This window comes from Mesorhizobium sp. Arg314, assembly GCF_053714275.1.
Map to the genome: position 1 here is coordinate 1 of NZ_JBSKBP010000056.1, position 26,346 is coordinate 26,346.

Annotated in this window: 21 protein-coding genes and 1 pseudogene; 8 read left to right on the top strand and 14 right to left on the bottom strand. The window is 58.4% G+C overall.

Going from position 1 to position 26,346, the window contains the following annotated elements:
- Positions 1-258 precede the first annotated feature (258 nt).
- The 11 genes from ACWGS9_RS30830 to ACWGS9_RS30880 all read right to left on the bottom strand — a co-directional run bounded on the left by ACWGS9_RS30830 (position 259) and on the right by ACWGS9_RS30880 (position 8,652).
- On the bottom strand, positions 259-1,296 hold the full coding sequence (locus tag ACWGS9_RS30830) for an EscU/YscU/HrcU family type III secretion system export apparatus switch protein (RefSeq protein WP_454508807.1): 1,038 nt from the start codon (positions 1,294-1,296) through the stop codon (positions 259-261).
- The gene (sctT, locus tag ACWGS9_RS30835) at positions 1,293-2,111 is read right to left on the bottom strand and encodes a type III secretion system export apparatus subunit SctT (protein ID WP_454508790.1); all 819 of its coding nucleotides are present in this window, start codon (positions 2,109-2,111) and stop codon (positions 1,293-1,295) included. The genes ACWGS9_RS30830 and sctT overlap by 4 nt, the downstream gene beginning before the upstream one ends.
- Positions 2,108-2,368 (bottom strand): EscS/YscS/HrcS family type III secretion system export apparatus protein, encoded by a 261-nt coding sequence (locus ACWGS9_RS30840; protein ID WP_454508808.1) that lies wholly within the window; start codon positions 2,366-2,368, stop codon positions 2,108-2,110. The genes sctT and ACWGS9_RS30840 overlap by 4 nt, the downstream gene beginning before the upstream one ends.
- A gap of 29 nt (positions 2,369-2,397) precedes the next feature.
- The gene (gene sctR / locus ACWGS9_RS30845; protein WP_454508791.1) at positions 2,398-3,063 is read right to left on the bottom strand and encodes a type III secretion system export apparatus subunit SctR; all 666 of its coding nucleotides are present in this window, start codon (positions 3,061-3,063) and stop codon (positions 2,398-2,400) included.
- Entirely contained in the window at positions 3,056-3,913 is an 858-nt protein-coding gene (gene sctQ, locus ACWGS9_RS30850; RefSeq protein WP_454508792.1) for a type III secretion system cytoplasmic ring protein SctQ, read from the bottom strand. The genes sctR and sctQ overlap by 8 nt, the downstream gene beginning before the upstream one ends.
- Positions 3,914-4,162: 249 nt before the next feature.
- Complete coding sequence (locus tag ACWGS9_RS30855; RefSeq protein ID WP_454508793.1) at positions 4,163-4,699, bottom strand: hypothetical protein; 537 nt, start codon at positions 4,697-4,699, stop codon at positions 4,163-4,165.
- The gene (gene sctN, locus ACWGS9_RS30860) at positions 4,675-6,033 is read right to left on the bottom strand and encodes a type III secretion system ATPase SctN (RefSeq protein ID WP_454508794.1); all 1,359 of its coding nucleotides are present in this window, start codon (positions 6,031-6,033) and stop codon (positions 4,675-4,677) included. Before sctN ends, ACWGS9_RS30855 begins: the two co-directional genes overlap by 25 nt.
- Complete coding sequence (gene sctL / locus ACWGS9_RS30865; protein ID WP_454508795.1) at positions 6,030-6,653, bottom strand: type III secretion system stator protein SctL; 624 nt, start codon at positions 6,651-6,653, stop codon at positions 6,030-6,032. Before sctL ends, sctN begins: the two co-directional genes overlap by 4 nt.
- Positions 6,650-7,204 (bottom strand): nodulation protein NolU, encoded by a 555-nt coding sequence (locus tag ACWGS9_RS30870; protein ID WP_454508796.1) that lies wholly within the window; start codon positions 7,202-7,204, stop codon positions 6,650-6,652. The genes sctL and ACWGS9_RS30870 overlap by 4 nt, the downstream gene beginning before the upstream one ends.
- A 111-nt stretch (positions 7,205-7,315) precedes the next feature.
- On the bottom strand, positions 7,316-8,164 hold the full coding sequence (gene sctJ, locus ACWGS9_RS30875; protein ID WP_454508797.1) for a type III secretion system inner membrane ring lipoprotein SctJ: 849 nt from the start codon (positions 8,162-8,164) through the stop codon (positions 7,316-7,318).
- Complete coding sequence (locus ACWGS9_RS30880) at positions 8,161-8,652, bottom strand: nodulation protein NolB (protein ID WP_454508798.1); 492 nt, start codon at positions 8,650-8,652, stop codon at positions 8,161-8,163. Before ACWGS9_RS30880 ends, sctJ begins: the two co-directional genes overlap by 4 nt.
- A 186-nt stretch (positions 8,653-8,838) precedes the next feature.
- On the opposite strand from ACWGS9_RS30880, the gene ACWGS9_RS30885 reads away from it, so the two are divergent.
- The 8 genes from ACWGS9_RS30885 to ACWGS9_RS30920 all read left to right on the top strand — a co-directional run bounded on the left by ACWGS9_RS30885 (position 8,839) and on the right by ACWGS9_RS30920 (position 18,582).
- Positions 8,839-9,534, top strand: coding sequence for a secretin N-terminal domain-containing protein (locus ACWGS9_RS30885; protein WP_454508809.1), 696 nt, complete (start codon positions 8,839-8,841; stop codon positions 9,532-9,534).
- Between the two features lie 284 nt (positions 9,535-9,818).
- Positions 9,819-11,630 carry an HrpF/NolX family T3SS translocon protein gene (locus ACWGS9_RS30890; protein WP_454508799.1) on the top strand — a complete coding sequence of 604 codons (1,812 nt, stop codon included), beginning with the start codon at positions 9,819-9,821 and terminating at the stop codon, positions 11,628-11,630.
- A 548-nt stretch (positions 11,631-12,178) separates the two neighbouring features.
- Positions 12,179-12,988 carry a hypothetical protein gene (locus tag ACWGS9_RS30895; RefSeq protein WP_454508800.1) on the top strand — a complete coding sequence of 270 codons (810 nt, stop codon included), beginning with the start codon at positions 12,179-12,181 and terminating at the stop codon, positions 12,986-12,988.
- 198 nt (positions 12,989-13,186) lie between these two features.
- Positions 13,187-13,444, top strand: coding sequence for a hypothetical protein (locus tag ACWGS9_RS30900; RefSeq protein ID WP_454508801.1), 258 nt, complete (start codon positions 13,187-13,189; stop codon positions 13,442-13,444).
- Between the two features lie 1,027 nt (positions 13,445-14,471).
- Positions 14,472-15,362, top strand: coding sequence for a SctD/MshK family protein (locus tag ACWGS9_RS30905; RefSeq protein WP_454508810.1), 891 nt, complete (start codon positions 14,472-14,474; stop codon positions 15,360-15,362).
- A gap of 83 nt (positions 15,363-15,445) precedes the next feature.
- Entirely contained in the window at positions 15,446-15,925 is a 480-nt protein-coding gene (locus ACWGS9_RS30910; protein ID WP_454508802.1) for a hypothetical protein, read from the top strand.
- On the top strand, positions 15,906-18,029 hold the full coding sequence (sctV, locus tag ACWGS9_RS30915) for a type III secretion system export apparatus subunit SctV (protein ID WP_454508803.1): 2,124 nt from the start codon (positions 15,906-15,908) through the stop codon (positions 18,027-18,029). The genes ACWGS9_RS30910 and sctV overlap by 20 nt, the downstream gene beginning before the upstream one ends.
- Before the next feature lie 7 nt (positions 18,030-18,036).
- Positions 18,037-18,582, top strand: coding sequence for a tetratricopeptide repeat protein (locus ACWGS9_RS30920; RefSeq protein ID WP_454508804.1), 546 nt, complete (start codon positions 18,037-18,039; stop codon positions 18,580-18,582).
- A 29-nt stretch (positions 18,583-18,611) separates the two neighbouring features.
- Here ACWGS9_RS30920 and ACWGS9_RS30925 read toward each other — a convergent pair.
- The 3 genes and pseudogenes from ACWGS9_RS30925 to ACWGS9_RS30935 all read right to left on the bottom strand — a co-directional run.
- A pseudogene (locus ACWGS9_RS30925) lies at positions 18,612-18,791 on the bottom strand (hypothetical protein); the annotation flags it as partial.
- 220 nt (positions 18,792-19,011) lie between these two features.
- Complete coding sequence (locus ACWGS9_RS30930; RefSeq protein ID WP_454508805.1) at positions 19,012-25,650, bottom strand: shikimate kinase; 6,639 nt, start codon at positions 25,648-25,650, stop codon at positions 19,012-19,014.
- A 290-nt stretch (positions 25,651-25,940) separates the two neighbouring features.
- Positions 25,941-26,346 (bottom strand): hypothetical protein (locus ACWGS9_RS30935; RefSeq protein ID WP_454508806.1); only part of this gene is annotated, 406 nt, incomplete at its 5' end.

Sequence of the window (26,346 nt, forward strand, 5' to 3'; positions counted from 1 at the left end):
CGGTAGCGGAAGAGCCGCGCGCGTGCTCGCTTCCACCACCCTCGACGGCTGCTCTATCGGCAGATACTTCATTGCCAGGTGTCCACTTAATTTAAGCGGACACTAACGCCACAAGGTACGCGTCAGTAGGCGGTCTTCAGCGTATGCGTACGACGGAGGCGTTGTCCCGGATGCACAAACGACATCCGAACTGCGTTAAGTGTACAACCCATGAAATAAGGCTGCGGCGTATGGAGCCGGCCAAGGCCGTGGTCACATCTATACTAAGCCTGCCGCATAGAGCGCTTTCGCGACGGGTGCGAAATATTGCGAAGGAACGGCCTCGCCCAGCTTCGTTGCACTGATGAGCTGATGCGCAAGCACATCATCACGGAGGATGTGGACACGTAGGGCCCTTGCTTCAGTTAACATGTCTGAAGCCGCCTCGCCCTCGGCGCGGCAAACCAGGATCGGTATCCCGATCTCGCCCCGAATGTAACGCAGGCCGACGAGTACGGTCTTCCCTCGCACGAGCAATGTCGCCCGGCGCACCCCAAGCGGAGGCTCGTGGGCAGACTCCTCGCGTAGGCGACGTCGTTCATTCTTCAACTCCGGCGTACCTTCCTGATCCTTGAACTCGCGCGTCACTTCGGTCCTGGTCATACGCATTTCGCGCAGAAACAAGGCACGCTGCACTAAGAGATCGATTAGTCCGCCGAGCAGAAGTGCAGCGGCGCCGATTTCGCTCAGCAACTTCGCTTGCGCAAAGACGACGCCGATACAGCCCATGCCGCAGATCGGAAGATAGACCATCGTCTTCCACGTGCCGAGAAGGAAGAGGAGAAAGGTTGCGCTCAGGACCATCACTTTGAACAGCGTCTTGCCAACCTCGACTGCAGAACGCGCAGACGCCATGCGTTTCAACCCTTGAAACGGATTAATTTTTTCGAAGTTGAGCTTCATCGACTCCAGCGAGAAGACAAATCCACCGTTGGCTATTAATCCGGCCAAAATCACCGCGGCGATGAGCGTTCCAAGCAGCGGACCAACAGTTTCCAGTGTGAGTTCGGTCATCAGGACCAGTGCCTGCCGGACCGCTATATTGAAGGGCAGACTCTGCAGATTGTCTGCCAACAGTAGCGCTTCGTGGCATTTGTCTTGGATCACGCTGCCCCTTAGCCAGATGTAGCCGAGCCCGGCGCATGTGGCGGCTGCGCGGACGAAATCGGAACTGTGCGCAATCTGCCCTTTTCTGCGCGCTTCGCTTAGCTTCTGCGGGCTGGCGGCGTGTGTCTTCTCTTCACTCGTCTCGCTCATTTCAGCAGCTTGGCCAGCCACTCAAGGGCGCCATTTGCTGGTTTGGTCTCCAGTCTCATCCCCTCGACCAGATAGGCAGTGTAGCCAATCATAATAATCGGGAAGCCGATATTCTTGATCATTGGAGACAGTTGGCTCGACTTGAATTGCGGCGCAAAGCGCCGCAGTATCATCATTGACATGTCAACCAGCATCAGGAAGGACACTACAGGCCCGGAGACCAACAAGGTCGTGAGCATGATGTGGTCGAGTAGTCCTAACAGCTCCATTGCTCCTTGTGCGGTCAATGGGGGGAGAAACCGATACACGGGCCAGATCTGGAAGCTGCCATAAAGGGCGCTGACCACAGCCTCCAAGCCTCCCGAAGCGACGAAGATTGTTATTGCCGTGATCCCAAGAAAAATCCCCATAGCGGAAGCCTGACTGTTGGTCGCGGGGTCGGACGAAGCGGACGGGCTGGTGATGCCGCGTTGGTTGTCGATAAACTCACCGGCCGCCTGAAGGCTCCATAGTGGGATGCCCAGAAAAGTGCCGAGTAGCAAGCCGACAAAAACCTCCTTCAATCCGAGCAGAGTTGCCTGAATCAGACGTGTCTCGGGATCCAGCGCCTGCAACCCGGCACTAACGATTGACAAGCATGGGAGTCCGAAGGCGACAGCAAGTGAGCCGCGGATCAGCCCGCCGATCTGAGCCCTTGTAAACACCGGAAGCACCACCATAATGCCTATGGCTCGGGCCGCGCCAAGGCCGGCTGCGGCGAGGAGTTCGATAGCCGCATGGATCAGGTTCTGAATCTCCGCCGCCGACGCATTCATGGGGGAGACTGGTAGCTGGGAGTCATTGCCGGAAACTCCGTGAAGATCTGCTCGGCCAGCCCTATGAGCGGGGCGCTCAGCACAGGGGCAAACAGGCCAATCACCGCCACAACAACCAGAAGCTTAACGGTGAGCGGCAAGCTTTCATCTTGGATTTGCGTTGCCGCCTGGAGGATCCCAATGACGACCCCAACAATCACCGATCCAATGAGCGGTGGCAGAATCCAGATCATGAAAACCATCAACGACTGGCTCATAAGAGTGACGATGCTGGCTTCAGTAATAATCAACCTCCCGGTGTGGCGTAACTCAATACAAGTCCATGCATCAATCTCGACCAGCCATCAATAGCGATAAACAGAAATAGCTTGAAAGGCACAGATATTACTGTCGGAGATACCATCGACATGCCCATCGCCATCAAAATTGTCGTTACAATAAGATCGATGACGATGAATGGAAGATATAGAAGAAACCCTATTTCAAACGCTCGCTTTAGCTCTGAAATAAGAAAGGACGGAACAAGAATGGCAAAATCATCAGGTGTGGTTCTGGCGCGCATTTCCTCTGGCCAAAGTTTTTCTGTCGAAGATAAGAAAAAAAGGCGCTGCTCTTCATTTGTGAACTTCTTGAGATAATTGTGCACCGGCTCACGCCCCTCTTTGGCGGCGCTTACCCAGTCATCCAGCGTCTGGTAGTGGAGCTTCGGGTCACTCATCCGATCGTAGGTCTGTTCAATAACAGGTGCGCTGATGAAAATGGTCAGGATGAGTGCAGCAGCGTACAGCACTATGTTGGGTGGTATCGTCTGGGTTCCGAGCGCATTGCGGACGAGGAAAAGAACCACCGACACCTTTATAAACGCCGTGGTTGTGACGACCGCTAAAACCAGCAGGCCGAGTCCTGCTGTAACCGCAAGAAGTGCCAGAATTGGAGGCTGAATCTCAGTCACTGCATGCCAACCTGCTGCGGAGTCTGACGCCCAGCTCATCTCCGATCCGCACGATGTCGCCACGCCCGATACGCCGACCGTTGGCCAGGATGTCTACCGGACCATCGATCGACCGACCAAGTTCGAAAACATGCCCTTCGCCAGCGCTCCTCAATTCTTTTAGAGACATAGGCCAGCGGCCGCATTCAAAGACGAGCACGATTTCGACATCGTCGAAATCGGCTTCCGATTGCTCTTTGTGCGATTCGGGTTGTGTCGTCATATGCATATTCTCCAAGGGACACGATCGCGGGCGGAAGGGCTCCCGCAGGACTAGGTCGTCGCCCTCAATATCTGCACCTGCGCATAACCGGCCCACGGACAGGATGATCTGGCCGCGGCCAAACCGGGATATGTCTGGCAACAAAGCATCACCGATACATGCTTTGCGAAGAAGCGCTGCCGGAACGCAAAGCGTGCCGATTACTCCTGCGACTATGGCCGGCAGCCCCGGGGGGAGCTCACGCGGCTGTCGCGGCAACTGGCAAAGCAGGTCGCCTAACGCGCGGAAGGCAGACGGTACTGCCCCACCAAGAGGAGAGAACAGGAACAGAAAGCCCCTGCCACTGACTGGGCCGAAGACGATATCAAGCTCCAGACAAGGCGCCAGTGTCATGGCTTCACGCACCCCCACAAGCTGCACGTTCAGCTGCGTCTGATCCTCCAGTCGAGCCACAAGCGGCTCGAGTGCGAGTTCGAGAATGAGCGAAGCAGTTGGCTCGGAAGGTAAAGCAAGGCCGCTCTGCACCGTCGAGACCAGCGCCTCTACAAGCCTTTGTGACAGCGACAAGACGATCGTTTCAGCACCCACGCGCCAAACGCAGTCAAGCGTCTGAACGGCTGCAGGTTTCTGCTGCCAAACAAGCCCTTGTATCCGCACAGATAGCGGCGTGTCGCCGATCCGGCTCTGAAACGGCTGGCGGGAAGACGCTATGTCATTGAGCCACGAGACGACCTCGTGCGACAGTGTTAGCGCTGGTTCGAAGATTGGGGGTCTGGCCAAAGCGGTTACCAAAGCGGCTCTAACCTGCACGATCGCATCATTCAGAGAACCTTGGGCTTATTGGATCTGGTCGCGCGACAACTGGGCAAGCGAAACACTGCCATACCGAAGCGATATCTCATCGTCGGACTCTATCTCGGCTGCGGCCTCCGCATGAGTATCGACGGCGCGTTGGACGTCGTCCTCGATTTGTTTCCATCTGTGCCTTGCGGTCGAACGTTTGGCCCACACATCCCTCATCTCAGACGCCGCTGCCTCGGCCTTTTCTTGAGCAATGCGCGCATCATCGAGCATCTGACATCTGGAAGTGACCTCCGCCGAAAGCCGCTCCATTCGAAGTTGGTGATGGTCGAGCGCTGCGCTGGACAAGGTGTCGAGCGACATCAGCTCTTGGTAGAGCCCCGCTTCGGCTCGTGCGCATTGTTGCTGTGCGATTGCGAGTCCCTGAGAGGCATTCTGTAGGGCTTGGGTCGCCAAATGGCATTCGGCTTCCTTCTTGGAAAGCTCACTAAGGGCACTACGCTCTTGCATATCTTTTAGAAGCCGTAACCTCGAAACGTGAACGCGATTTACGCGGTCAGACGCGACATCCATGCGACCGTTTCCTCAAAATCTGATGCCTCGCCTTCGCTCTGGCGCAAAAATTCCCTCAGGTCGCCAATCGAGGCGACAGCCCGGTCAGTCAGCGGGTCGCCGCCTTGCTTGTATTCGCCAACGTTGATCAAGAACTCGGACTCGGCATAGCGCGAGAGCAGATCACGGAAGAAGGATGCCGCCTTGCGATGTGTTTTGGAAACGACCGCTTCCATTACGCGGCTGCGGCTCTGCAGCACATCGATAGCGGGGAAATGCGATCGCGCCGCGATAGCGCGTGAGAGGACGACATGGCCGTCAAGAATGCCGCGCGATTCCTCGGCGATTGGATCGCCTGTGCCATCACCTTCGACAAGCACAGTATAGAACGCCGTGATTGAGCCGCGCTCACCCATGCCGGCGCGCTCCAGCAGGCCTGGCAACATGGCAAAGACGGAAGGAGGAAAACCCCGCCGGGTAGGAGGCTCACCCGCAGCAAGGCCTATTTCGCGCATGGCGCGGCAGAAGCGCGTCAGCGAGTCCAACATGAGCGCTACGCGGAGCCCTTGCCCGCGAAAGTATTCCGCCAGCGCGGTCGCCATAGGAGCACATTGCGCCCGCTCCACGGCCGAGCGGTCGGAGGTTTCGACGACCACGACCGTACGGCGGAGGCCCTCCTCTCCAAGATGCCGCTCGATGAACTCACGAACTTCACGTCCACGCTCGCCGATGAGCGCGACTATGAAGACGTCGGCGACGGCACCTTTTACGATCTGCGACAATAATGTCGATTTGCCACAACCAGGCTCGCCGTAAATCCCGATCCGCTGGCCCTCCCCGCATGTGAGCAGACCATCAAGGGCACGAACCCCGAGCGGGAATGGCCGCTCAACGATGCGCCTTTTCATTGGATTGGGCGCCTTGCCGTGCAGGGGACGAGTTTCGGCGGTTTTGACTTCGCCCTTGCCGTCCAGGGGGCGGCAACGGCTGTCAATCACACGACCAAGCAAATCGGGGCCGACTGGCACTTCACGCATTCGTCCGGTGGATACGACCTCTGCCCGGCTGGACAGGCCCACCAAGTCACCAATCGGCGTGAGCAACACCCCATTGCCCAACAGGCCGATAACCTCGGCTTCGAGCGACAAACCAGTTCGGGTATCCTGCAGCAGACAAAGTTCCCCAATCCGAGTATCTGGCAAGACCGCATGGACGAGTGTACCGACGGCGCGCGTGATTCGGCCGCGCACGACACGCGTGTCGATTCGCTTTGCTGTAGATCTCAAAGACGAGATCGCCGGATCGGGGGCCCGGCTACCAGCGAGATTAGTATGCTGTGGTACCGGCGTGATCACAGTTCGCCTTCCCCAGAATGGGACCGAAAGCCGAGGCGCAGCGCGCGCATCTGTGCATCAAGTCCAAGATCGACATTGCCATACTCGCTCCAAAGCAAGCACTGTTGCGGCGACAACGCCGGATCCGGATCGACCCGAACCCGCGGCCGCCCCTCCCGTCCGTCGCACCGAGCAAACTCGCGCACAAGCATGTCGACTTGCGTGGGATGCACATGGAGGCAAACTTCCGCGCCGTTATATTTGCGCTCAATTGCGTGACGAACAGCCGTCACCAAGAGCTCGCCCGGATCGAAAGCGCCTAGAAGGTCGCTTAGTATCTCTATCACCAGCTGTGGCAATTCCTGCTCCAGAACGGCCTTTCGTCGCCCCACTTCGGAAACAGCCCGCGCAATCAGCCGGGCCATTTCCTCGGCGCCTGCGTTCAAGCCCTCGGTATGGCCCCGCGCCCGCTCACGCTGATAAGCGGAGCGTGCCCAGCTGCGAACCCGCTGCTGATGCCGTTCGGCTGCGTCACGCGCTTTTGCGGCGCAGTGCCAGATCTCGAGCTCACTCGCCGGTATCAGTGGCCCCAATGGGCGCATCTGCGGCGCGACGGGAGCTGCGGAAACTTCGGCTGTCATATCGCCAGGTTCTCCATCTCAAGATGGGCTAGGACAAGCGAAAGCAATTGGCCCGAGGCCTTGCTGTGTTCGGGCCCAGGATTCTCGGCGGCGGTCCCGATGGGCAACCGCAGAAGCACGCGGTTACGCTCAGGCGCGGTACTTTCATTGAGCCAAGCACCAAGGCAGGCATGTCCATCGTAGTCTATTTGCTGCGCTAGTTTTTCCGGATCAGTGATCGCGCTGTTTGCGATCGCTTGCGCCAGATGTCGGATGCCGAACGCGTGGGCATCAGCCCCGATATGCTCAATAAGCGCAGTGAGGTGAGACTTTGAAACAAGCTTCAGCAGCGAGCGGGCATGCCAGACACTGCCGGCAAGAAGAGCAACCCGACCCGGATCACGTCCGCCCAGAAGATCCGGCTCCCAGCCGCTTCCGTTCGAATGCATTTCATTGTCAAGCAGCAGTTGTGCCAGTCTTGGCTGCAGCCTGGGACGCTTCTGCAACTGCACCAAGGTCGCAACAGACAACGCCGGATCAAGACATGCGGCAAGACGGGTCGGATGGGCCAAAGCAGCAAGATCGCTCAGGCATGCGGAATGCAATCGGAACGACTGATCGCGTCCAGCAGTCGGTATCGGTGTCGGCATTGGCATTGGGGAATATTAGCTACGCACTGGTGCCTATGAACTTTTTGCGAATGGGCTCGACAACGGAAACACCGAGGGGCGCTCGAGTTGGGGAAGTGCGCCCGATGATTGCCTGCGCCGATGCCTTAGAAAACTGGCTAAGAAATAGAATGCCGCTGCGAATACAGCTACGCCAACACCGACCACGAGCGCTGGAACGGACCTAGATGCTTGGGCCGATACAGCTGGAGCCGATCGTTGCTCATGTGCGGACGGTTCCACCGGCACCAAGACCACTTCGACTTTGTCGTAGGATAGGCCTTCGATGCTGTCGGCGACGAGCATCTTTATCTTCGGCAGCAGAACCGAGAGATTTGCTTTGGCATCGTGCCGGATAAAAACCGCCGCGGAGGATGGCGTACCGCCTGATCGCAACAGGTCGTTATCCGGCAGAACGACATGGACACGCGCTGAGAAGACGCCATCGATATCGTTGATGGTACGCGACAACTCTTCGCTCAGAGCATAGACGTAACGAGCACGCTCCTCGGTCGGCGAGGCAATCAGACCTGATCCACTGAAAATTTCGCCGAGGTTCTTGAAAGACTGGCGCGGCAGCCCCTTGGCATTCAGGAGGTTGATTGACGGCGCAAGCAACTTTTCGTCGACCTGGAGCGTGCTGGTCCCATCCTTAGCGGCAACTCGGACAGCATCAATCCCGCTGTCCATCAGAAGCGCGAGCATCTCATTCGCCTCACGCTCCTGCAATTGCGTGTACAGGTCCACCTTGCAACCACTCAGAGCGAACAGAAGTGGCAGCACGACGAGATAGAGCGATGGCCCACCGGACGGGCGGCTATGCATGATTTTGTCACAAGCCAAGCCAATCATGCGCGGTTTCATCCTTGTTTTATTAGCGTATTCACAGACGAGGTGACGCCGCTGACACCTTTGGAAACTAGAGAAACCTGGGCGACGCCGTTGTAGAGATCCCGTAGACCGGTAATCATCGAGCCGAAATCAAGTCCTGTCGGCGTTCCCGCCGCCCCTTCGAGAGGGAGCTTCTGCGCCGGCCCAGGTAGAGCGCTCATTTCAAGGCCCACCTGATGATCACGCGAGCCAGAGGTAACTGCATTGTCCCGGTGCATCGAAGAGATCATCTGGAACACGCGGTCGCCCCCGGGGCTTGTCTGCGCAGTCGTGCGTTGAACATCCAAATGCGGATGAACTGACACCATGCTTACTGGCCCCGACGCGGCATCGTTCTTCGAAGAGGCGGCCGCCTGCGCTAGCGCGCGCTCAAACTGGGCCTGCTCGCCCAATGACGGTGAAGCGACCGCGGGAAAAAAGTCGGTCGGAATGGCAGAGATCGAAGTGACAGGCATCATCATGCAAAGACTCGATTGATTTCTCTTTTCGCGTGGAATGAATCCAGCCGGTTATTACCCGCTGTTGGGTCAATATCTAGAGAGGCGAGCTGACGACAAGCTGACGAGAAGCGCGTTAAATCATCAAAAGAGTCCGCCTTGGCGACTTTGTGCTTGTGAGAGTTTCGGCCTTTGGTTTATCAGGACGTGATGCCAAGAGCGCTGACCCTATCCCCCATCCTGCCCAACCTGAAGAGACTTCTGTGTGTCGGGTTTTTTCTCTCCACCGGATTCCACTCAGCTCTCGGCGTCCCTTTGTCGCTTCCCTCGACACCTTACAGGTATACGGTTCTGGATCAGGATCTCTCTGCCGCGCTGCAGGAATTCGGAAACAACCTGAATATCAGCGTCAACATAAGCCCCGAGGTGAAGGGGCGGATTCGCGGGCGTATGCCGGATTTGGCGCCGCGCGAGTTCCTCGACCGCTTGACCGAGATGTACGATCTCCAATGGTACTTTGACGGGCTTGTGCTCTATGTGTCTGCTGCGAAGGAAGCACAGACCCGGATGCTTGTATTGGCCCCGATTCGATTCGATGCGTTTAAGGCAGCTCTCGATGAGCTCGACATTTCCGATGACCGCTACGTCGTAAGGCCCGCGCCGGGGAATGGCCTCGTCTTGGTTTCCGGTCCACCTCGCTTCACCGCACTCGTGGAGCAGACGTTCAACGGCCTCGTGGCGGAGGCGCAGGCGCAGCCTCATGCGGCGGCGCCGACGAAGCAATCCGTGCTGATATTGTTTCGGGGCTCCTCCACTATGGTCGTGCGCGATGGGCGACCGGAAGCTTCTTATTTTTCTGACGTGCCGGCACAAGATGGCGGGAAGCCTGAGCCGACTCAGAAGTGACGGACGCGCAGCTTCTGGAAATATTACCGGCAGCCGCCTCCTGAATGAATTCTTTTTGACTTCGTCAGGTTCTCGAAAGCTGAACCGGTCATGATGAGATCAGGCTCCAACAATCGCCGGCCGTTGTGCTGGAAGTGGCCCTTGGAGCCCCGCAAACGAGCGGAGCAAGTTAGAGCGCAACCATCGGGGGGCATTGGCCTGCCGCAGCTCATAATTGTCAACGTTCACGAACACATTTGGAGTCGCCCTTGTGGCGGATGCAACTTCACTTCTGAGGAGGCACAATGCCAATCAATAACGCCAGTAACGTTTTCTCGCAGTCCGCACAGGCTTGGTCGGGGCCGATATCCGCGTTCGACAAGGCTCCGCAAAACGCATCCCTCTTTGATGCGATGCTGCCCATTCACCTGCTCGAAGATAGGACCGGTCCCTTAGGGCTACCGGACTCGCTGCCGCAAAATCTCGTATCGACGACGGAAGCATTGTCCCGGCAGCCTTCTGAACCTCTGTCGGATGTCACGTCGTCGTTAGAGGAATTGGCCCAGCACCCATTGGACCTGCTGCCGCCAAATATGAGGGCAGCAATCGAATCAATGGATAAGGACCCGCAGCCGTCTGAGATCGCCAACCCTCCGGTTTCGCCGGTACCCATAAAAAGCGACAGAATCACGTGGTGCGGCGGCTCGCTGACCTCAGCCGAGTTGCAGATCGTAGCAGTGCTGAACCGCCACAAGGACCAATGCCCGCTTAGTTGGGGTTCATTGGCGGACAAAGCCAATGATCCCTCTACGCCACCGGATCTGAAAGCGGCGATCGAGGGATTGCAGCAGGATCCCGAGTTGTTTTATGCGATCGGCTCGCAGGGCGATGGCCGCTGCGGCGGCAAGATCACGGCGAAAGATTTGTCTGGATTCTCCGGCCTTCACTCACAAGTTACCGCATTTCAGGACAAGCAGGCGCAAAGCTACGAGCAGAACTACATTCCATCCGACAGCACTGGAAATCCGCAGCCGTCGGTCATGACCCTGAACGATGCACTGCGCGAGCTTTACCGGTATTCCGAGAACCTCCCCAAGAACTTGAGTGTGGCCGATTTCAAGCAGATCGTCGAAGGCGAATCGAAAACCGGCAAATGTCCGCCTCAGGTTATAGCGGCGGCTCAGTACTTCGTCAGTCGCCCGAATGAATGGAAGCAGTTGTACGGTGGTACGATCGACAAGGTTCACAAAGAGGACTTTCTTCAAGTCGCTTCCTCCTCGATGAGCCTCTCGCGCTCCGAGCTGAATACAATTGAAACGATCAAGAGCAATCAGGACGCCTTCTTTGGAAGCGGTGATCTGACTCGTGACAAGCTCGCGAGTATGGAACAAGACAAGAGCCTCGATCCAAAAGTACAGAAAGCGGCCTCTCAGCTGTTATCAGATCCTCTATTATTCAGCCTGCTAAACAATTCGATCACGGGCTATAAGACCCACCATAAGTTCTTCGACTTCGGCGGCGGACACACGGTCGATTCCGGCGACGTCAGCAACAAAGACTTTGCTCACTTCTACGACAGCATGTCGTCTGCAAATCGTACCGTTCAGCAGTCAAAAGCCCACGTCCCCAAAGCCGCCGCGGACCAGGACGCCGTCGCGGACATGATGATGGGCCGGACGGACCAGCCTGACACCAAGTCAGCGAAGAAAAACGGTGGGGCCTTCATCCACGCCGTCGGCGACGTACTCAAGGTGGTCTCGCCAGTGCTTGATTGGGCTGCGACGGCGGTGGGTTTATTGAGCTTCGTTCCAGGCCTGGGCCAAGTGGCCGATGCCGTTTCAATGGCGCTTTCGTGCGAGTCGCAGGCGGCAAATCTTCTCCGCACAGCCATTACCGGAGGCAATATGAAACAGGCGCTGCAAGAAGCTGGCATCAGTATCGGTGCGCAAGCACTCAGCCTTGTCGCGGGGCCCGAGGTCAAGCTGGCAATTCGTAACGGGCTCGTCAAGAAAGCGGTGGAAGAGGCGGCCACGGCTGGGATCAATTTGCCGATTTCCATAGCGCAAACCTATGCAGAAGGCTATTTGAACAACCTGCAAGCACGTCTTGCGGCCTGAACAGTGTCCCTGCGCGTCGACAAGATTGTCTATGGTAACGAATCTCTCCAGATTCAGGGTCGCAACGAGAACTGCTCGAGCATTCAAGAACGAACGGACGCCGTAGCAGCAATCATCGCGCATAGAGCGATGATGCGGCTGCGGCGCAGTGCCCATCAGGACGGGATGGCTCCGGTGCATTGGCCCGTACCCGCGCAACACCCGCCGCACTCGATGCGTCGGGCTAAAATCGAAGCCGCCTAATCCTCGAACCGATCAAGTGCGTCAAGTTCTGCAAGAATGGCGTGGCACTCAGCCCTCACGCTGGCGTGTCCGCCGCGCAGCCCCCATGTAGCGTAGCGGCGGATATTGGGGCAGCGTTTAGGCGGTCAGTGCAACAGACGCTTCTCGAACGCAAAGTGTAAAATACTAGGATCTGGAGGAGACGAATGAATATAGCTCCACGGAATGGCGCAGGCGCCCCGACTAGAGCTGACGATCAGCTACGAATCACCTCATCGGAACACCCGTGCAAGGATCGGGCGAACTTCGAACAGCAGCTACATGACTTGCGTTCGGTCAAGCGAACAACGGATTCTGCTCCTGCTCCCACAGATTCCGAAATTCGCAGGTCCTCGGCTGCGCTGAACGAGGTGCCGAGAGAAACAGAACGCTACCCGGGCGCATCATTTTTGAGGGCGCGGGCCCAGCTTGCCGCAACGCTGACGGGTGCCAATCTGGGGGCGCTCAAAAACGAGCTCGGCCTGGCCGCGCAGCAAACAGCGCGATGGTCACCAACCATCGCCGCTCCCGACGACCCTGTCGATCGGGATCGTATTTTCGACGACGTTGCGGGGTCGTCATATGTCAAGCTGCATCGCTTTCAGAACCAGGATACCGATTGCAAGCCGCGTACGGAAGCCAACACGTGCGCAATATCTCATGCCCGCAACACCGCGCGGGATCATTCTTCTGTAGGAGATCCTCTGGAGCGATACCCCATGGACCGGGCGCGCCAAGCTGGTTGGCATATGCGCGGTAAGACAGCAGTCTCTCCTTTCGTGTCCTTGGTCGAGGACCCGTCAAAGCTGGCTGTTTCGCGCGACCCTTGGGCGCGAGCGATCGCCCACAATGCGAACACGCTGCACACCTACACCATCCCGAAGTCTGCAGTGTGGACGCCAGACGACGTGCTGAGCAGTATTGGGCTCGGAATGAATGTCGAGGATCAGGACAACATCGATGCGGATGTGGATCTGATGTGCTCGCTGGGCAGAACACCGACCCGAGAGACCGAGCGCTTGTTTCTGGGCGGCAACTTGGAGGACTACCGGACAGCTAGCGAGGCAAATCCGTACAAGAGCGTGGGTGATGAATAGATAGCCGGCCGGCCCAACCAATAGGGTTTGCTGGCCGACGTGGGCCTGAGGGGGATGCCGAGTCCTGCGAATCGGCCTCAAGCGAGCGCCGGCGTGAACGACGATGCACGCCGGCACCGCGGTGATCAGGCCGAGGTCCTGTGCTGTGGGCTGCCGTCGACAAGTACCCGGACCTGATCGCGCCGCACCCCAGGATCCATGACGGCACGGGATTGGTGGCTTTCTAAGTTTCCCAATGCCTTCGGCGAGAAGGTCGTTCACAAGCTCATGTCCGGCGCCATGATCCGATTTGCCGAGCGGTGGCGGGCTATCAAGGTCAGCGGCTTCGAGCGCCGCCAGATGACCGCCTTCAGGCAGGAACTCGTTCAGGAATACGAGCCCGAAACGGCCTCGATAGGAAAGCAGAGACAAAGGGCAACCCCACTGCCAGTCCTGCTTGCAGCATTTGCCCGATAGATGCGTATTGCAATGGGCAGGCCACCGATTCCGATTTGAGCCGGCCGCCTTTCTGAGCTCTCATATTGAGCTTTCATATCAAGACACGTTGGGGCCAGGGCCCGGTGCCTGCAGTGGAAACGCACCGCGCTTGGCTGTGCGGATGATGCTGACGAGGAGGAGATCGCCTGCAACTGTGATTTTGCTGATTTTTTCTAACGCTAGTCAGCTTGTCGACAGCTGGCGGCTTTATCTTCACGAGGTGGATGCCTACACGGCATCGCCATCCGTCGACGAATGAAGATAAACGCCGGAGTACCTAATGGTCGCAGGAATTAGAAGTATAGGCAGCTTCGGTGCTTCCTTGGCCCGTGCAGGGCATCACGGACCTTCGAATGGACACCCGCCGCACGCACCTGGCGGACCTTCTGATCCTAAAAGGCCGACTAATCCTAATGAGCCCGCTGATCCTAACAGGCCGGTCAGGGGGCGCGATCGGACGGACATCCCGGCCAATTTCGACGACGGCTCGCAAGCTGCGTCTGAACAAGAAGCCTTCCAACAGGCTCTCAGTGCCGTTGCGTTGACTATAATGAACGATGTCATGGCCGATGCCGAGGAAACTATGTCAGAGACTGAAGAGGATACCTGACGCTGGATAGTTCTCGTCAGGTAATACTGGCCGTTGATAACGGCACAATTCGAAGAAAGGAAAATACTATGGCTAATATTTCGGGTCCGCTTGCTAGCGCTGCTAGCACCGGCCTTTCGACTGCTGCAAACGTAGCGAGTAAAACCGCTGGGGCTGCTGCGTTCCAGGCTCAAATCGCGGAGTTGGCAGCCGTTAGCACAGAGGCTACGGAAAGAAGCGTGCAGCTGCGCACTGTTACGACGCAGCTCACGACAATCAAGAAGGTGGCCGACGAACGCGTTCAGTAGTGCCTGATGCGGGGCTCAGATAGCCTCGTTCACGCCCCTTGGGGCGCGATGTCAAATGAGCCGCACGGCAGTTGCCGTGCGGCTTCTCTCCTTGTTCGGAAGTTTATTCTTGAATGACACGCTTTGCCTTCATTTCGAAGTTCTATCGGGCCTCTATTGCGGACTGACCGGTAAGCTGGCTCCAGAAACGAACATAATCGGTAGTGGGCTCGATGCCGATCTGATCTTCGTCGAGCAGGGACTGGCGTCGCATCATCTTCGAATCACTCTTCTTGCCAATTCGATCGAGGTCGAGGCCCTTGCCGCCGGACTCGACGTGAAGGGCAGCGGGAATATTGCCGCAGGCGAGGTAATTGTTGTTCCACTTCCGGTCGTCATTGATCTAGGCGCGATGTCCATACTCTGGTCGGCACAGGGTGCAGCGCCAGCTGGTTCCAGCGGTACGCCACGCCATTCGATCCCTGTACTAGCCTTCGTGTTACTGGGCTCGGTCGGGATCGGTGCGCTGTCCGCGATTTGCTCCTACTACGGCAGCGCCGGTGCATCGAGCGTCAATGCACCTGATGTCAGGCTTGAATCCAAACTGACCCACAACCTCACCGACAATCAGACTACCGTGGCAGCCGCCAAAGACCTGCAACAGGAAGTCGATAGAGCAGGCTTGCTCAACATTAAGATCGGCTCCGCAAAGGGTGTCGTTACTGCTGAAGGCACCGTCACCTCTGCATCGGCCACCAGTTGGCAACACGTTCAGCAGTGGTTCGATCATCACACTAAGGGCGCTTTAACACTGGTCAATGGAGTGATCACCAAAGAGGAGAAGGCGCCATCCGCAATCGCCGTTGAGGCGGTTTGGCGTGGGCCCTTGCCGTATATTGTCATCGATGGCGAGAAGTATTTCGTCGGGTCCCTTCTGGACGATGGATGGACAGTAGATCGGATCGAGGACAGCCGCGTGCTGTTGAGCCGAAACGGCCGCCTCGCTTTTCTCCCGTATTGAAAGTTTCCAGGTTAGCAGGCCTGATCAAAGGAGAACTCCGATGCCAAGCCGCCACACCTACCCAGTCGCCCTCGGTAATTGAGGTGCGTGAAGGCGCCGTCGTCCTGCGGAACCAATTATGGCGGGTGTTCCTACTTTTGCAGTACCAGAACAGCTTGGTCGAAGGCAAGCCGATGGCGCGACAGGACCCAGCACAACGCTTGCCTGTGACCGACCACGTTTACGAAAACGGTGATGGCGTGCTTATTCCCAAGCAGCGGCGCGATTTGCTCGGCACCCTTTCCCACGTCCACCTTGCATCCTGGCAGAGCGAGCGAAACTTGCCCCTACCGCGGCTGGCTACTCATGCCGAGTTTCGCGATGTTCAACTGCCGCGGCTTCGAGCCTATGCGCTCGTCTCGGACGGCTTCGGCGGCGAGACCCTAACGGCACCCGCTGACCAGCCGTTTTCGCGACCTCTCAATCTCAAGCGTAGCCGTCCGCAGGTGTGTCTTCGAAAGCTGCGTAGCAGAGCGATCCTCAAACGATCACAAAGGGGTCTCCATGGCCAACATCATGCGTAACCTCCTCGAGCGCGCGCCGGCCAACCCAGACTTAATGGTCGCGCTGATGCTGCTTCTGGCCATAGCTATGATGGTGATGCCAGTACCTGTCGTAGTGATCGACGCACTGATCGGATTCAATATGGGTTTGGCCATACTGCTGCTGATGGTTGCTTTGTATATCAGCACGCCACTTGAATTTTCCTCTTTGCCCGGCGTCATCTTGATTTCCACGGTCTTCCGTCTGGCGCTCACCATCGCAACGACGCGACTGATCCTGGCCGAAGGGGAGGCAGGCAGCATCATCCACACGTTCGGTGAATTCGTGATCTCAGGCAATATCGTCGTTGGGATCGTCATATTTCTGGTCGTGACCATGGTGCAGTTCATGGTCCTCGCGAAGGGTGCCGAACGCGTAGCAGAAGTGGCGGCGCGCTTCACGCTCGACGCTCTGCCGGGCAAGCAAATGGCGGTCGACGCAGAGTTACGGAACGGCCACATCGATGCCAACGAAGCTCGCAGACGGAGCGGCGCATTGGAGAAGGAAAGCAAACTTTACGGCGCTATGGATGGCGCGATGAAATTCGTGAAGGGCGACGCCATCGCCGGGCTGCTGGTTATTTTCATCAACATGTTGGGTGGGATTTCGATCGGCCTGCTTTCGAGGGGTATGCCTTTCGGCGAGGTGCTGCGTCAGTATACGCTGCTTACTATAGGCGATGCGCTCATCTCACAGATTCCGGCCCTGCTGATCTCAATTACCGCGGGGACCATCGTCACTCGTGTGACTGGGGCTGGGAGCCTCAACCTTGGGACCGACATAGTCACTCAAATCACGGCCAGTAGGCGAGCATTGCGGCTGGCGGCCTCCGTCTTGGTTGCGATGGGGTTCGTTCCTGGTTTCCCCCTGCCCGTCTTTCTTATCTTGGCCGCGACTTTCGCTGCGGCAAGTACTGTCAAGGGAAATGCGGTAGGCGCCAACAATGTCGATGCTACAGCTGCAGCCCCAGTGGAGCCTAAAAACCAAACCATGCCTGCAGAGGCGTGCCCGATTGCCTTCTTCCAAGCGCCCAACCTGATGCAGGCGATCGACCAAGGCGAATTGCAACAGCAATTTGCACGCGTTTCGCAACTAGTCTCAGCCGATCTCGGTATCATCGTTCCCCGCATCCCCATCGCGGTCGATCAGCAGTTGCCCGAGTCGCAATTCAGGATAGATATCGAGGGCGTGCCGGTTGCACAGGATTCGATTGATCCGACACAGCTAACTCTAAGAGACGGTCTGGCAAGCATTGAATCGACCGGTATCCCTTTCCGGCATGATCCGGAAACGAACATAATCTGGATCGAACAAGGCCAGGCACGGGCTCTCAAGGCCGCCGGCGTCGGGCATCACCGTCCCAGCGAACGCGTCGCGTTGCGTGTCCAAGCGACGTTGACCCGCTGTGCACCGCGCTTGGTAGGTATCCAGGAGACCAGCCAATTGTTGGGCCGGATGGAGCAGGAATATGCTGACCTGGTGAAGGAAGTGTTGCGCACGACGCCGGTCCCCAGGATTGCCGACGTGCTGCGCCGCCTGCTTGATGAAGGTATCCCGATCCGCAACACCCGCGTCGTCTTGGAGGCATTGGCCGGATGGGGCGAACGTGAGCAAAATGTCGCCCTTCTCACGGAACACGTTCGTTCCGGTATGAAGCGGCAGATCTGCCACCGCTATGCGAACGGAAATGGAATCGTTGCCGCCTTCATCATCGAACGGGAGACCGAGGAGGTGGTGCGCAGTGCGGCGCGAGATTCGGCTGCGGGCCCCCACCTGGCACTAAATGATAGGCAGAGCGAAGCGCTGCTATCACAGATGCGTCACATCATTTCCAGTACAGCGCCGGATCAGGCTCGCCCTGTCGTATTAACTTCGATGGATGTCCGCCGCTTCGTCCGCGGTTTTCTAACGCGAAACGGGATTGATCTTGCTGTGCTGTCTTATCAGGAGCTCGCGTCGGACTTCACGATTCAACCAGCCGGCTCCGTCAAGCTCCGCCTGGAACCAAGAGCGGGTTCTCAGGGGAACCTGGCGATATCCGGGTTGCCGTCAACTGATAGCCAAAGCACTTTTGATGAAAGGTGAGAACCGCATGAATTCGCATGAGAATACAGTCAATGCGCCATTGCTTTCATTTCGTTTGAACTCAGCTCTCTTGGCCGCGCTCGCCATTCTGCCCCTGGGCGGTTGCGCCAGCTGGAATAAGCCAGCTCTTTCAGTGAAGGAGACTGCGCCCCCAGCGTTGCTCGGCGCCGATCACATCGATCCGGCTATGCGCGAACGGATTTTGCGCGCAGTCAGTCAGGATTCTCAAGAGCGGGCCTTGCGGGATTTGAAGCAACATCCGGATAATGTCGATGCGGCAATCAGTCTTACGAAACTCTTGTTGGCGCAGAAACGCCAGCAAGAGGCGCTTCAAGTACTCGACAGAGTCTTAGTTGCGGACCCGGATAATTTGCGTGCATTGAATGCGAAAGGAACTGTCTTGGATATTCAGGGGCGGCATGCCGCGGCACAGGCGCTATATCGGCAAGCTCTAAAAACGGACCCAGGGAATCAGATGTTGCAACACAATCTCGACCTGTCGCTGGCGTCTGGCGGGAAGCCCGAATCGAGCGCGTTGGGACCGTTGCAATAGCTGGTGCAATGCGGCCGACTCGACGCATGTCAGAAGTGGTCGCAGATCGGGCTATTGGGACGTAGACCCATTATCGCTTGCCAGATGCTGATTGAGACGAGTTTGAGAGCGGCGAGATAGTTCTCGGCCAGCTTGTCGTAGGTTGCGATGCGAGGGAACTGCTTGGCTTTGTTGAATAAGCGCTCGACGAGGTTACGCGCCTTATAGAGAAGCCCCGGAACGGCTGCCAGTGATCCAGTCATCAAAGGTCTCAGCCAGCTCGCCGGACGCACCTGGACGAGATGAAGAGCCTCGCCAATCCAGAACAGCCGAGGCCAAGCATACAATGTAATGAAATTCGGTTCAGAGTGACTAGCCTCGGAACAGTCTGTTCTCAATTAAACTTGTTGTTCAAAAATTGGGGTCCATTTCACTGTTGACGCCCGCTTTCTAATGCCGCTCCTCGGGCCCGGACCCGCTTGGTCCGGCAACGCCGGCGCAAAGCTTGTCGTGAAGCTGGTTCAGGCACTCAGCTGCGCTCTTGTTGATTTCCCACTTGGTCGGGGAAATTCTGAGCTGGGCCTGCGCATAGATCTCTTGGCGCTGGTTCATCAGTTTTTGTATCGTACCTTTTGGATCTTCATTTTGCAGCAGCGGACGGCTCTTATCGTTCGGCAGGTGCCGCATAATCATATCCAGATCGGCATCGATCCAGATGGAGATCGCGTTTTGGGCGATGCAGTTGCGGGTCCTGTCGTTGATGAAGGACCCACCACCGGTTGCGAGCACCATGGGGCCTTGCGCGAGCAATTGCGGGATTTCCTTCTCCTCAAGTTCCCTGAAGTAACCCTCGCCCTGATTTTCCCAGATTTTATTGATGGACTTTGCGCCTGTCTTGTCCTTGATCACTTGGTCGGAGTCGAAGAACTTCAGGCCCAGCAAATTAGAGAGCTTCTTGCCGATACTGGATTTCCCGGCACCCATCATTCCGACAAGTACGACAGACTTGTCACCCAGTGCGGCAACAATTTGTCCGGCCATCGGCGACCTTTTGGGCATTCTTGGCAGGGCAGCTGGCACGGCAGAGGCCATGCTGCCAGCCGTGCTCCCGGTCTCAATGTTCCAGTGGGGGATGTCTGTGACCCCATCGGGGATTGCGACGTCCTTGCAGATCGTGCGCGCGCGTTGCAGGAGTTGCTCGGCCCGCGATTGATCGGAGGTCCCTGGAGGGACAAGCTGCAGCATCTTGTAGATATGATGATTGGCAACCTTGGCCTTGTAGCTGCTGGGGGTATGGAACTCCACTTCGAAGCGGTAACCCCGCGGCGTGGCGAAGACGGTTGTGATGCCAGTAAAGGTTGGATTAAGCTTTTTGAACCAGTTGGTTGTGCTGACCTCGGTGTGGCCTTGCTCCTCGAAGTGCAGCACGGCCTTCCTGAAGGCGGCAGTAAAGTCCCTGTCGGGAATTTCGAAGACATGGCGGACGGCGTTGCTGATCAGCTGTGGCGCGTGAGCGGACGGCAGCCTCATGCCGGTGAGCTGGTCTCGCATCGAAGCTTCTGACCTCAAACGGCGATCGTGATGGGGCAAGCTCACCTCGATGTTGAGTGTGCGCAGGTGTTCGGCCACCTCGCCCAGGGTCGCTGTGATTGCCTTCTCTTCGACTTTGGCGTTTTCAGCCTCGATGTGGGCGCGCTCAACAGCTTGCTCGCCGGTCAGCGTCGTGACGGTATCTGCGCTGGCAGCCCGCCGGTCCGACGGTTCGGACAGAATACCTCGTTCCGCCGCGAGCTTGATAGAAGCCTCCATGATCGAGGCCGTCAGCGTCGGATTGTCCTTCAGATCCACCAGTGTCGCATCGACATCAAGCCGGGCCTGTTTCAGGCGCGCCGCAATACCCTTCGTGTAGGGCACCGGGTTCAGTCCCGGGGCCTTTTGCAGCAAGTACAGAAGCTGACGGCTCTTGGCTGCAAACAAGCGGGCGCCGGTGTCGGATTTATAGGCGTCCGTTCCGACCTTGATGCCGAGGCTCAATAGGTTGTTGGCACTTTGCACGTGGTCACCGGCAACGTAACCATCCGGTCGCGGATGAATGCGTGCTGGATAATTGTCGACAATCAACTGGATGCGCTCTCGTGGCTGAGTCGTGGCGGGATAGGCCTCGGCCAGGTCCGGCAACAGCTCGCAGAGATCTGCGCTCACCGTCCGCCGTGCGTCGTCGCCGCCCTGTGCCGTTGCGGGCAGGACGCGCGGTTGCGCCGCCCACGCCTCGAGGTCGGCCATGAGCAGCTCGGCCACCTCGCGGGCGACCGGATGATCTGCGACCTCGATCTCGCGCCCCGCCTTCTCGAGAGTGTGCTCGATCTGCTCCCGGCTCACCGCGTCCTGGGTCAGCAGCACTTGAAGCTCGCGCCTGAGCTCGTGGTGGATGCCCTCGTAGATGCCGAAGATAGCCCGCTCGGCAAACCAGCGCCTTGCCTCTTGAGATTGCGCCAGAAAGTCTCTCTGCAGGCCGGTATAGGTCTCCAGGACATTTTGCGTCGCGGCCAGGATCTGGCTGGCGCGGCTGAACTGGTAGGCCTCGCCTTCGATCGCCGGGGTGTGCGATTTGGGCGGCTTGAGCGAGTGCATGCCGCGCGCCTGCTCGGCCTGGTCGAACTGCCTTACATGCTGATAAAGCTGCGGCCGGTCGGCGACGATGATGACGGCGTCGCCGTCGAAGTCACCATCGAGCTTTTTTTGCTCAACCGGTGGGACTGCAACCAATGAGCCCGGAGCGAACACCTCGGTCGCCTGCAAGATGCCGACGCAGTCGAACAAGGTGTCCGCTTTGGCGCGGTCCTTGGCCCTCGCCCAGTGCGAATGACATTTGACGTCCTCGGCAGACAGGACCAACCCTCGATCGGCAAACGCAGCCGGCCACATCTCGTCGGGCACCACGATCAAAATGCCCTTGGCGAACAACATCGGATCGTCTGCGGCCAGCTCACCGCTGGATTTTTGGGCGACATTGAAGCTGTACTGTATGGCGACGCACTGATCGAGGAAGATTGCGGTCGGGTCACCATCGGCGCTCGAGCCGACCTGTGCGGCCGCGAAGGGGCGCAGGTTGGGCTTGTCATATGGCGAGCGCCCGATCAGCACGCCTTGCGTCCCCGTCATGGACTCACTCTTGAGCGTCGGCACGTGAAGGCGGCCGTCACTAGAGGGCACTGCCACCGCGCCGGGGCCATCGATGTGTCCACCAGTCACTGTGCGGTAGAGGTCTTCAGAGTTCAGCTCCTGTTCGTCTCGGCCCGCGAGCCAGTTGCTGGCCATATTGCGCGCCTCAGCGGCCACCTCTTCGCTGCGCGGATAGTGCTGCAGTGCGGAGGCAGGAAGCGATGCTCGGCGTCCCTCACCAAAGGCCGGCACCCGCTCCGGCTTGTCCTGGTCGCCGGCCCGCCGAACCGCCGGCATGCGCATAGCGAGCGAGGTCTTGATGAAGCCGCAGCCGTCATGCGGGCGCAGCGCGATGCTACCGTGCGCTCCGCTGAGCCTGAACGGATGCGCCTCGCCGGCCGGGCGGTCCGGCAGCAGTGCCAACCTGAACGTGCCCTCAAGCGCAGAGTCATGAGGCCCGAGACCTTTGATCGCCGGTGGTGCTGCAAAGCCCCTGCGCTGCGTATAGAAGTAGGCCTCCTTGAACGGAGCCCAGGCCCGCGACAGCCGCTCGAAGTCGGTTCCGGCGGCAGTTTCGGCATAGGGAATGGCCAAAAGCTTTCCCCCGGGCGGCTCCACGCTGGCCGCGCCGGGCACGCGCGCGGCGATCTGCGCCAGCGTCGATCTGGGCGGCTTCAACTTGCTGCCGCCGAACAGGTCCATGCGGTAGGGCACCCCCTCGACGGTGAGCGTTCGCGCGAGCATGAAGGCACTTGGTCGTGACGGCAATTGCACCGCGACCACCGGGACCTGTCCCTGCGTCACGCGATGGAACACCGAATACCGAGTCTCTGGCTCCGTCGCCAGGGGCCGCCCCTGCAGGTCGACGACCGGAAGCTGCATCAGTCCCGCCTTCCCTTGCGGCGGTCTCGGCTCGTGGTCCATCTCCCGAAACACCTGATGCACGTTGAACTGGGAGGCAGGACGGTTTGCCTGGACCGTTACCGGATTTGCCGCCAGGAACGAATCCAGCGCCTCGAGCGGCCTGTCGCTCTCGATGTCAGCGATCAGATTCCAACTCATGTTGGACAGGTCGCGTTCGATCAGCTCGCGCGTGCGGTGCAGGATATCCTTCGTCTCGTGCTGCAGCTCCTGCTGCCTCGCCTTGAGATCGGGCGTCTTGCCGTCGATATAGGGGCGTCGGTACAACGTCTCGAGGACCGCGCGGGCCTTGAGGACCTGATACATCGACAAGGCGGGGCAACGGCTGGCGTGCGGGCCGCGGATCCGCTCCGCGTCGCTGGCGGCCAGATGCGCCGTAATCTTGTCTTTCACGACGCCTTGGATGTCGTTCAGCAAATGGAGCGTCTGCCGCCGGTGCCAGCGCAGCTGTTTGTGCGAGCTGCGCGCCAGCGGCAGCAAGGCAACACTGAGATTACCTGTGGTTTCCAGGTCGTTTGCGGCGGCAAAATTTGGCCCCTGACGCAATTCCTCGATCCGAGCCAACCCCGCCGGTGCGAGCAAGCCGAGATCGTCAACCAGTCGAGCCTTGCCCAGGGCTTTGAAAATGTTGGCGATGCTCCGGACGTCCGCATGCTTGAGACGATCGTTGGCATAGTGCAGGTGGTGGGCGAGCTTGCTCAACCGATCCCTCAGCAGAGTGGTGTGCGTTATTTCTCCACCGTCCTCCGACACGGTGATGCATCGGCCAAGAGCATTGGCGACCATGCTGAGTTCAGACATCGTGAGAGCGCCGAACCGATGTGCTCCAGCGCCGAGGGTGCGCGCGATGTCGAACACGGCCTGCCGAGGCGCCTCGTCGTCCAGGCACTTGCTAAAACCGTTCGCCAGGTTCGCTAACTCCTGAGAGGCAAAGCCGGTGAGTGAGCGCTCATGGACTTCACGCGCGATCGCTTCCGTGGCTCGACCCGTGTCGTCTCCTGTCGGCCACTTGCTAAAACCGTTCACCAGGTTCGCCAACTCTTGCGAGTTAAAACGAGAGAGCCCGTCGGCGAGGGTGGCGCGGTGGGAGAGTTCCGCAGCGACTTGGATTGTAGCCTTTCTACCGGCCTCATCCTGCGGCCACTTGCTGAATCCATTGGCCAGGCTCGCCAGTCCCTGCGGAGCAAAATCGGGAAGCCCGCCTTCGTCAGCGGCGCGCCGGCACAGTTCGGCGGCGATTAAGCGCGCGCCCTGCAGACAGCTCTCCTCTTCCGGCACCTTACTGAACCCGTTCACCAGATTCGCCAGTTCCTGCGGAGTAAAGACAGGAAGTTGATCGGTACGGTTACAGAGGGCCCAGGCGACCGCAACTGTGGCGTTGCCGAAATCTTCCTGCGGCCATTTGCTGAACGCGTTCGCCAAATTCGCCAGGCCTTGTCGGGTGACATCAGCGAGACGCTCATCCAGATCAGCACGAGCGCGGACTTCGGCAGCGATCAAGCGCGTAGCGTGCTGACAATCGTTTTCCAGCGGCCATTTGCTGAAACCGTTCGCCAGATTCGCCAACTGCTGCTGGTCAAATCGAGGGAGCTGATCAGCGATATCAAGGACGACACGGGCGATCGCAAGTATCGCGTTGGCTGAATCCAGCTCTAGCGGCCATTTGCTAAAACCGTTCACCAGGTTTGCCAGGTCCCGGTAATCGTGAGCAGAGTTGAAGAATAGGTGGATGTTAGTTGCCACCGCTAGGGCAGCTTGGCGACAGGCAATTTCGTCAGGCCACTTGCTGAGGCCATTTACTAAGCTCGCCAGCTCCCCGGGAGTGAACTCAGAGAGCCGGCCAGAGGCCGCGCGGTCTTGGACTTCACGGCAGATTTCGACCGTCGCTTGGAGACACTCCGGCGCTCTCGGCCACTTGCTGAACCCGTTCACCAAGTTCATTAGGTGCTGCGGAGCAAAAATAAGCACGCGCGCGGGGTCAATATTGCGTGCTATTGCGATAGACGCTTGGCGACAGTCGTTGGAATGCGAAAACTTGCTGAAACCGTTCACCAAATTCGCCAGATCTTGTGGCGAAAAACCAGGGAGTGGGGCGTCATGAGCATGACCCAGGACTTCCCGCGCGATCGTCTCTGCGGCTTCCCTTAAGTTGGGCTCGCCAGGCCATTTGCTGATACTGTTGACCAAGCTTGCCAAGTCTTGCGGCATAAAATCGACGAGCTGGGCTGGGCGCTTGCCGCGACGACAGATATCCCCGGCGATCGCAACCGCAGCTCGCGAGTCCGGCCACTTGGTGAAGCCGTTCATCACGTTTGCCAGTCCCTGCGCAGTAAAACCACCGAGCCAGGGGGGGCGGGCAGCGCGGCTACAGAGCTCACCAGAGATCAAACCTGCGGCGTTGCGATGGACTGCCAGATCCGGCCATTTGCTGAAACCGTTCACAAGATTGGCCAAGTGCTGCTCACTAAAGTGAGAGAGCTTACTAGCGCGGCAGCGCACGAGCTCATGAGCGACGTTGACGATCGCCTGCTGACAGGCCGGCTGATCGGGCCATTTGCTGAAGCCGTTGACGAGATTCGCGAGGTGCTGTGGCTCAAACTCACCTAGCCTGTTGACGTCAATGATTGCTGCTATTTCGACTGCCGCTTGTCGACAAATCCTTTGGTCTGGCCACTTGCTGAAACCATTCACTAAGATCGCCAAGGCCTGGGCATCAAAACGATGGATTGGTCCGGCCTCCAGCACCGCGCGGGAGATTGCGACAGCGGCTTCGCCACAGGCCTGCTCTTCCGGCCACTTGCTCAACCCGCTCATTAGCAACGAGAGATTTTGACCGCTCAGATCATGAAGTATTTCGCTTTCGTCGCGGCAAAACTCAGCGACTCTGATAATGCCATCACGGCATTCCTTTGGATGCCGACCGAACGATGATGCTAAAAGCGAAAGGGCTTTGCCTTCGATTCTGTTCCTAACCGCGTCGCCAAGCCCCGAAACCCCTGCCGCCAAGCGCCCGCAGGCCTCCACACCAGCCGGGCCTCCGGCCTGCCGGCTCAGCTCGTTGCAAACCAAAGCGTACGGCCATGATCGCCTGGCGAGGATATCTTCCTGTAAATGTGGGAGAAATCTAAGTGTGAACTCGGCGGCTGCCGCATTCAGAAATTCTGAGAGATCCTGCCTCTGCAGCCGCTTGGCGTGACGCCCCACTGCACTTGAGAAAACGGCGACGTCGCGAGCACGGCAAATGTCAGCTAACGCTGCATTGAGCCTTTCTGAGCCTATTGAAGATCGTTCCAGGACTACACCTTGCAGGTTCTGTGGGGCTGAACTCTCAACGCGCGCCCTTCCCCATCGCTCACCTGGACTGGAGACCGATTGGCCACGTGGCGGAGGTACGTCTGTTTGCGGATTTTCGGCAGCTTGGTGGGCGTGCCGTTGCTCGCCCTGAGAACGCGACAGGCGGGTTGGTTGATTTGCTGCACCGCTGTTCGGTCTATTCGACTGTTGTGAGTTTTCACGCTGGGTTGACGTGGATGCATCGCCGATATGAGGTCTTCCTGCTGCGCCACGTAAGTCGGGCAATGTTTGCCCACGCGGCCGGATCGTGCCTGCTTGCGTGCCTTCATGTGTTGGATCGGCGCGCCAGCGTTCGGCATCGGAACGCGACGGCCTTGGCTCCTGAGTTGCTGAGCCACGGTAAGGCTC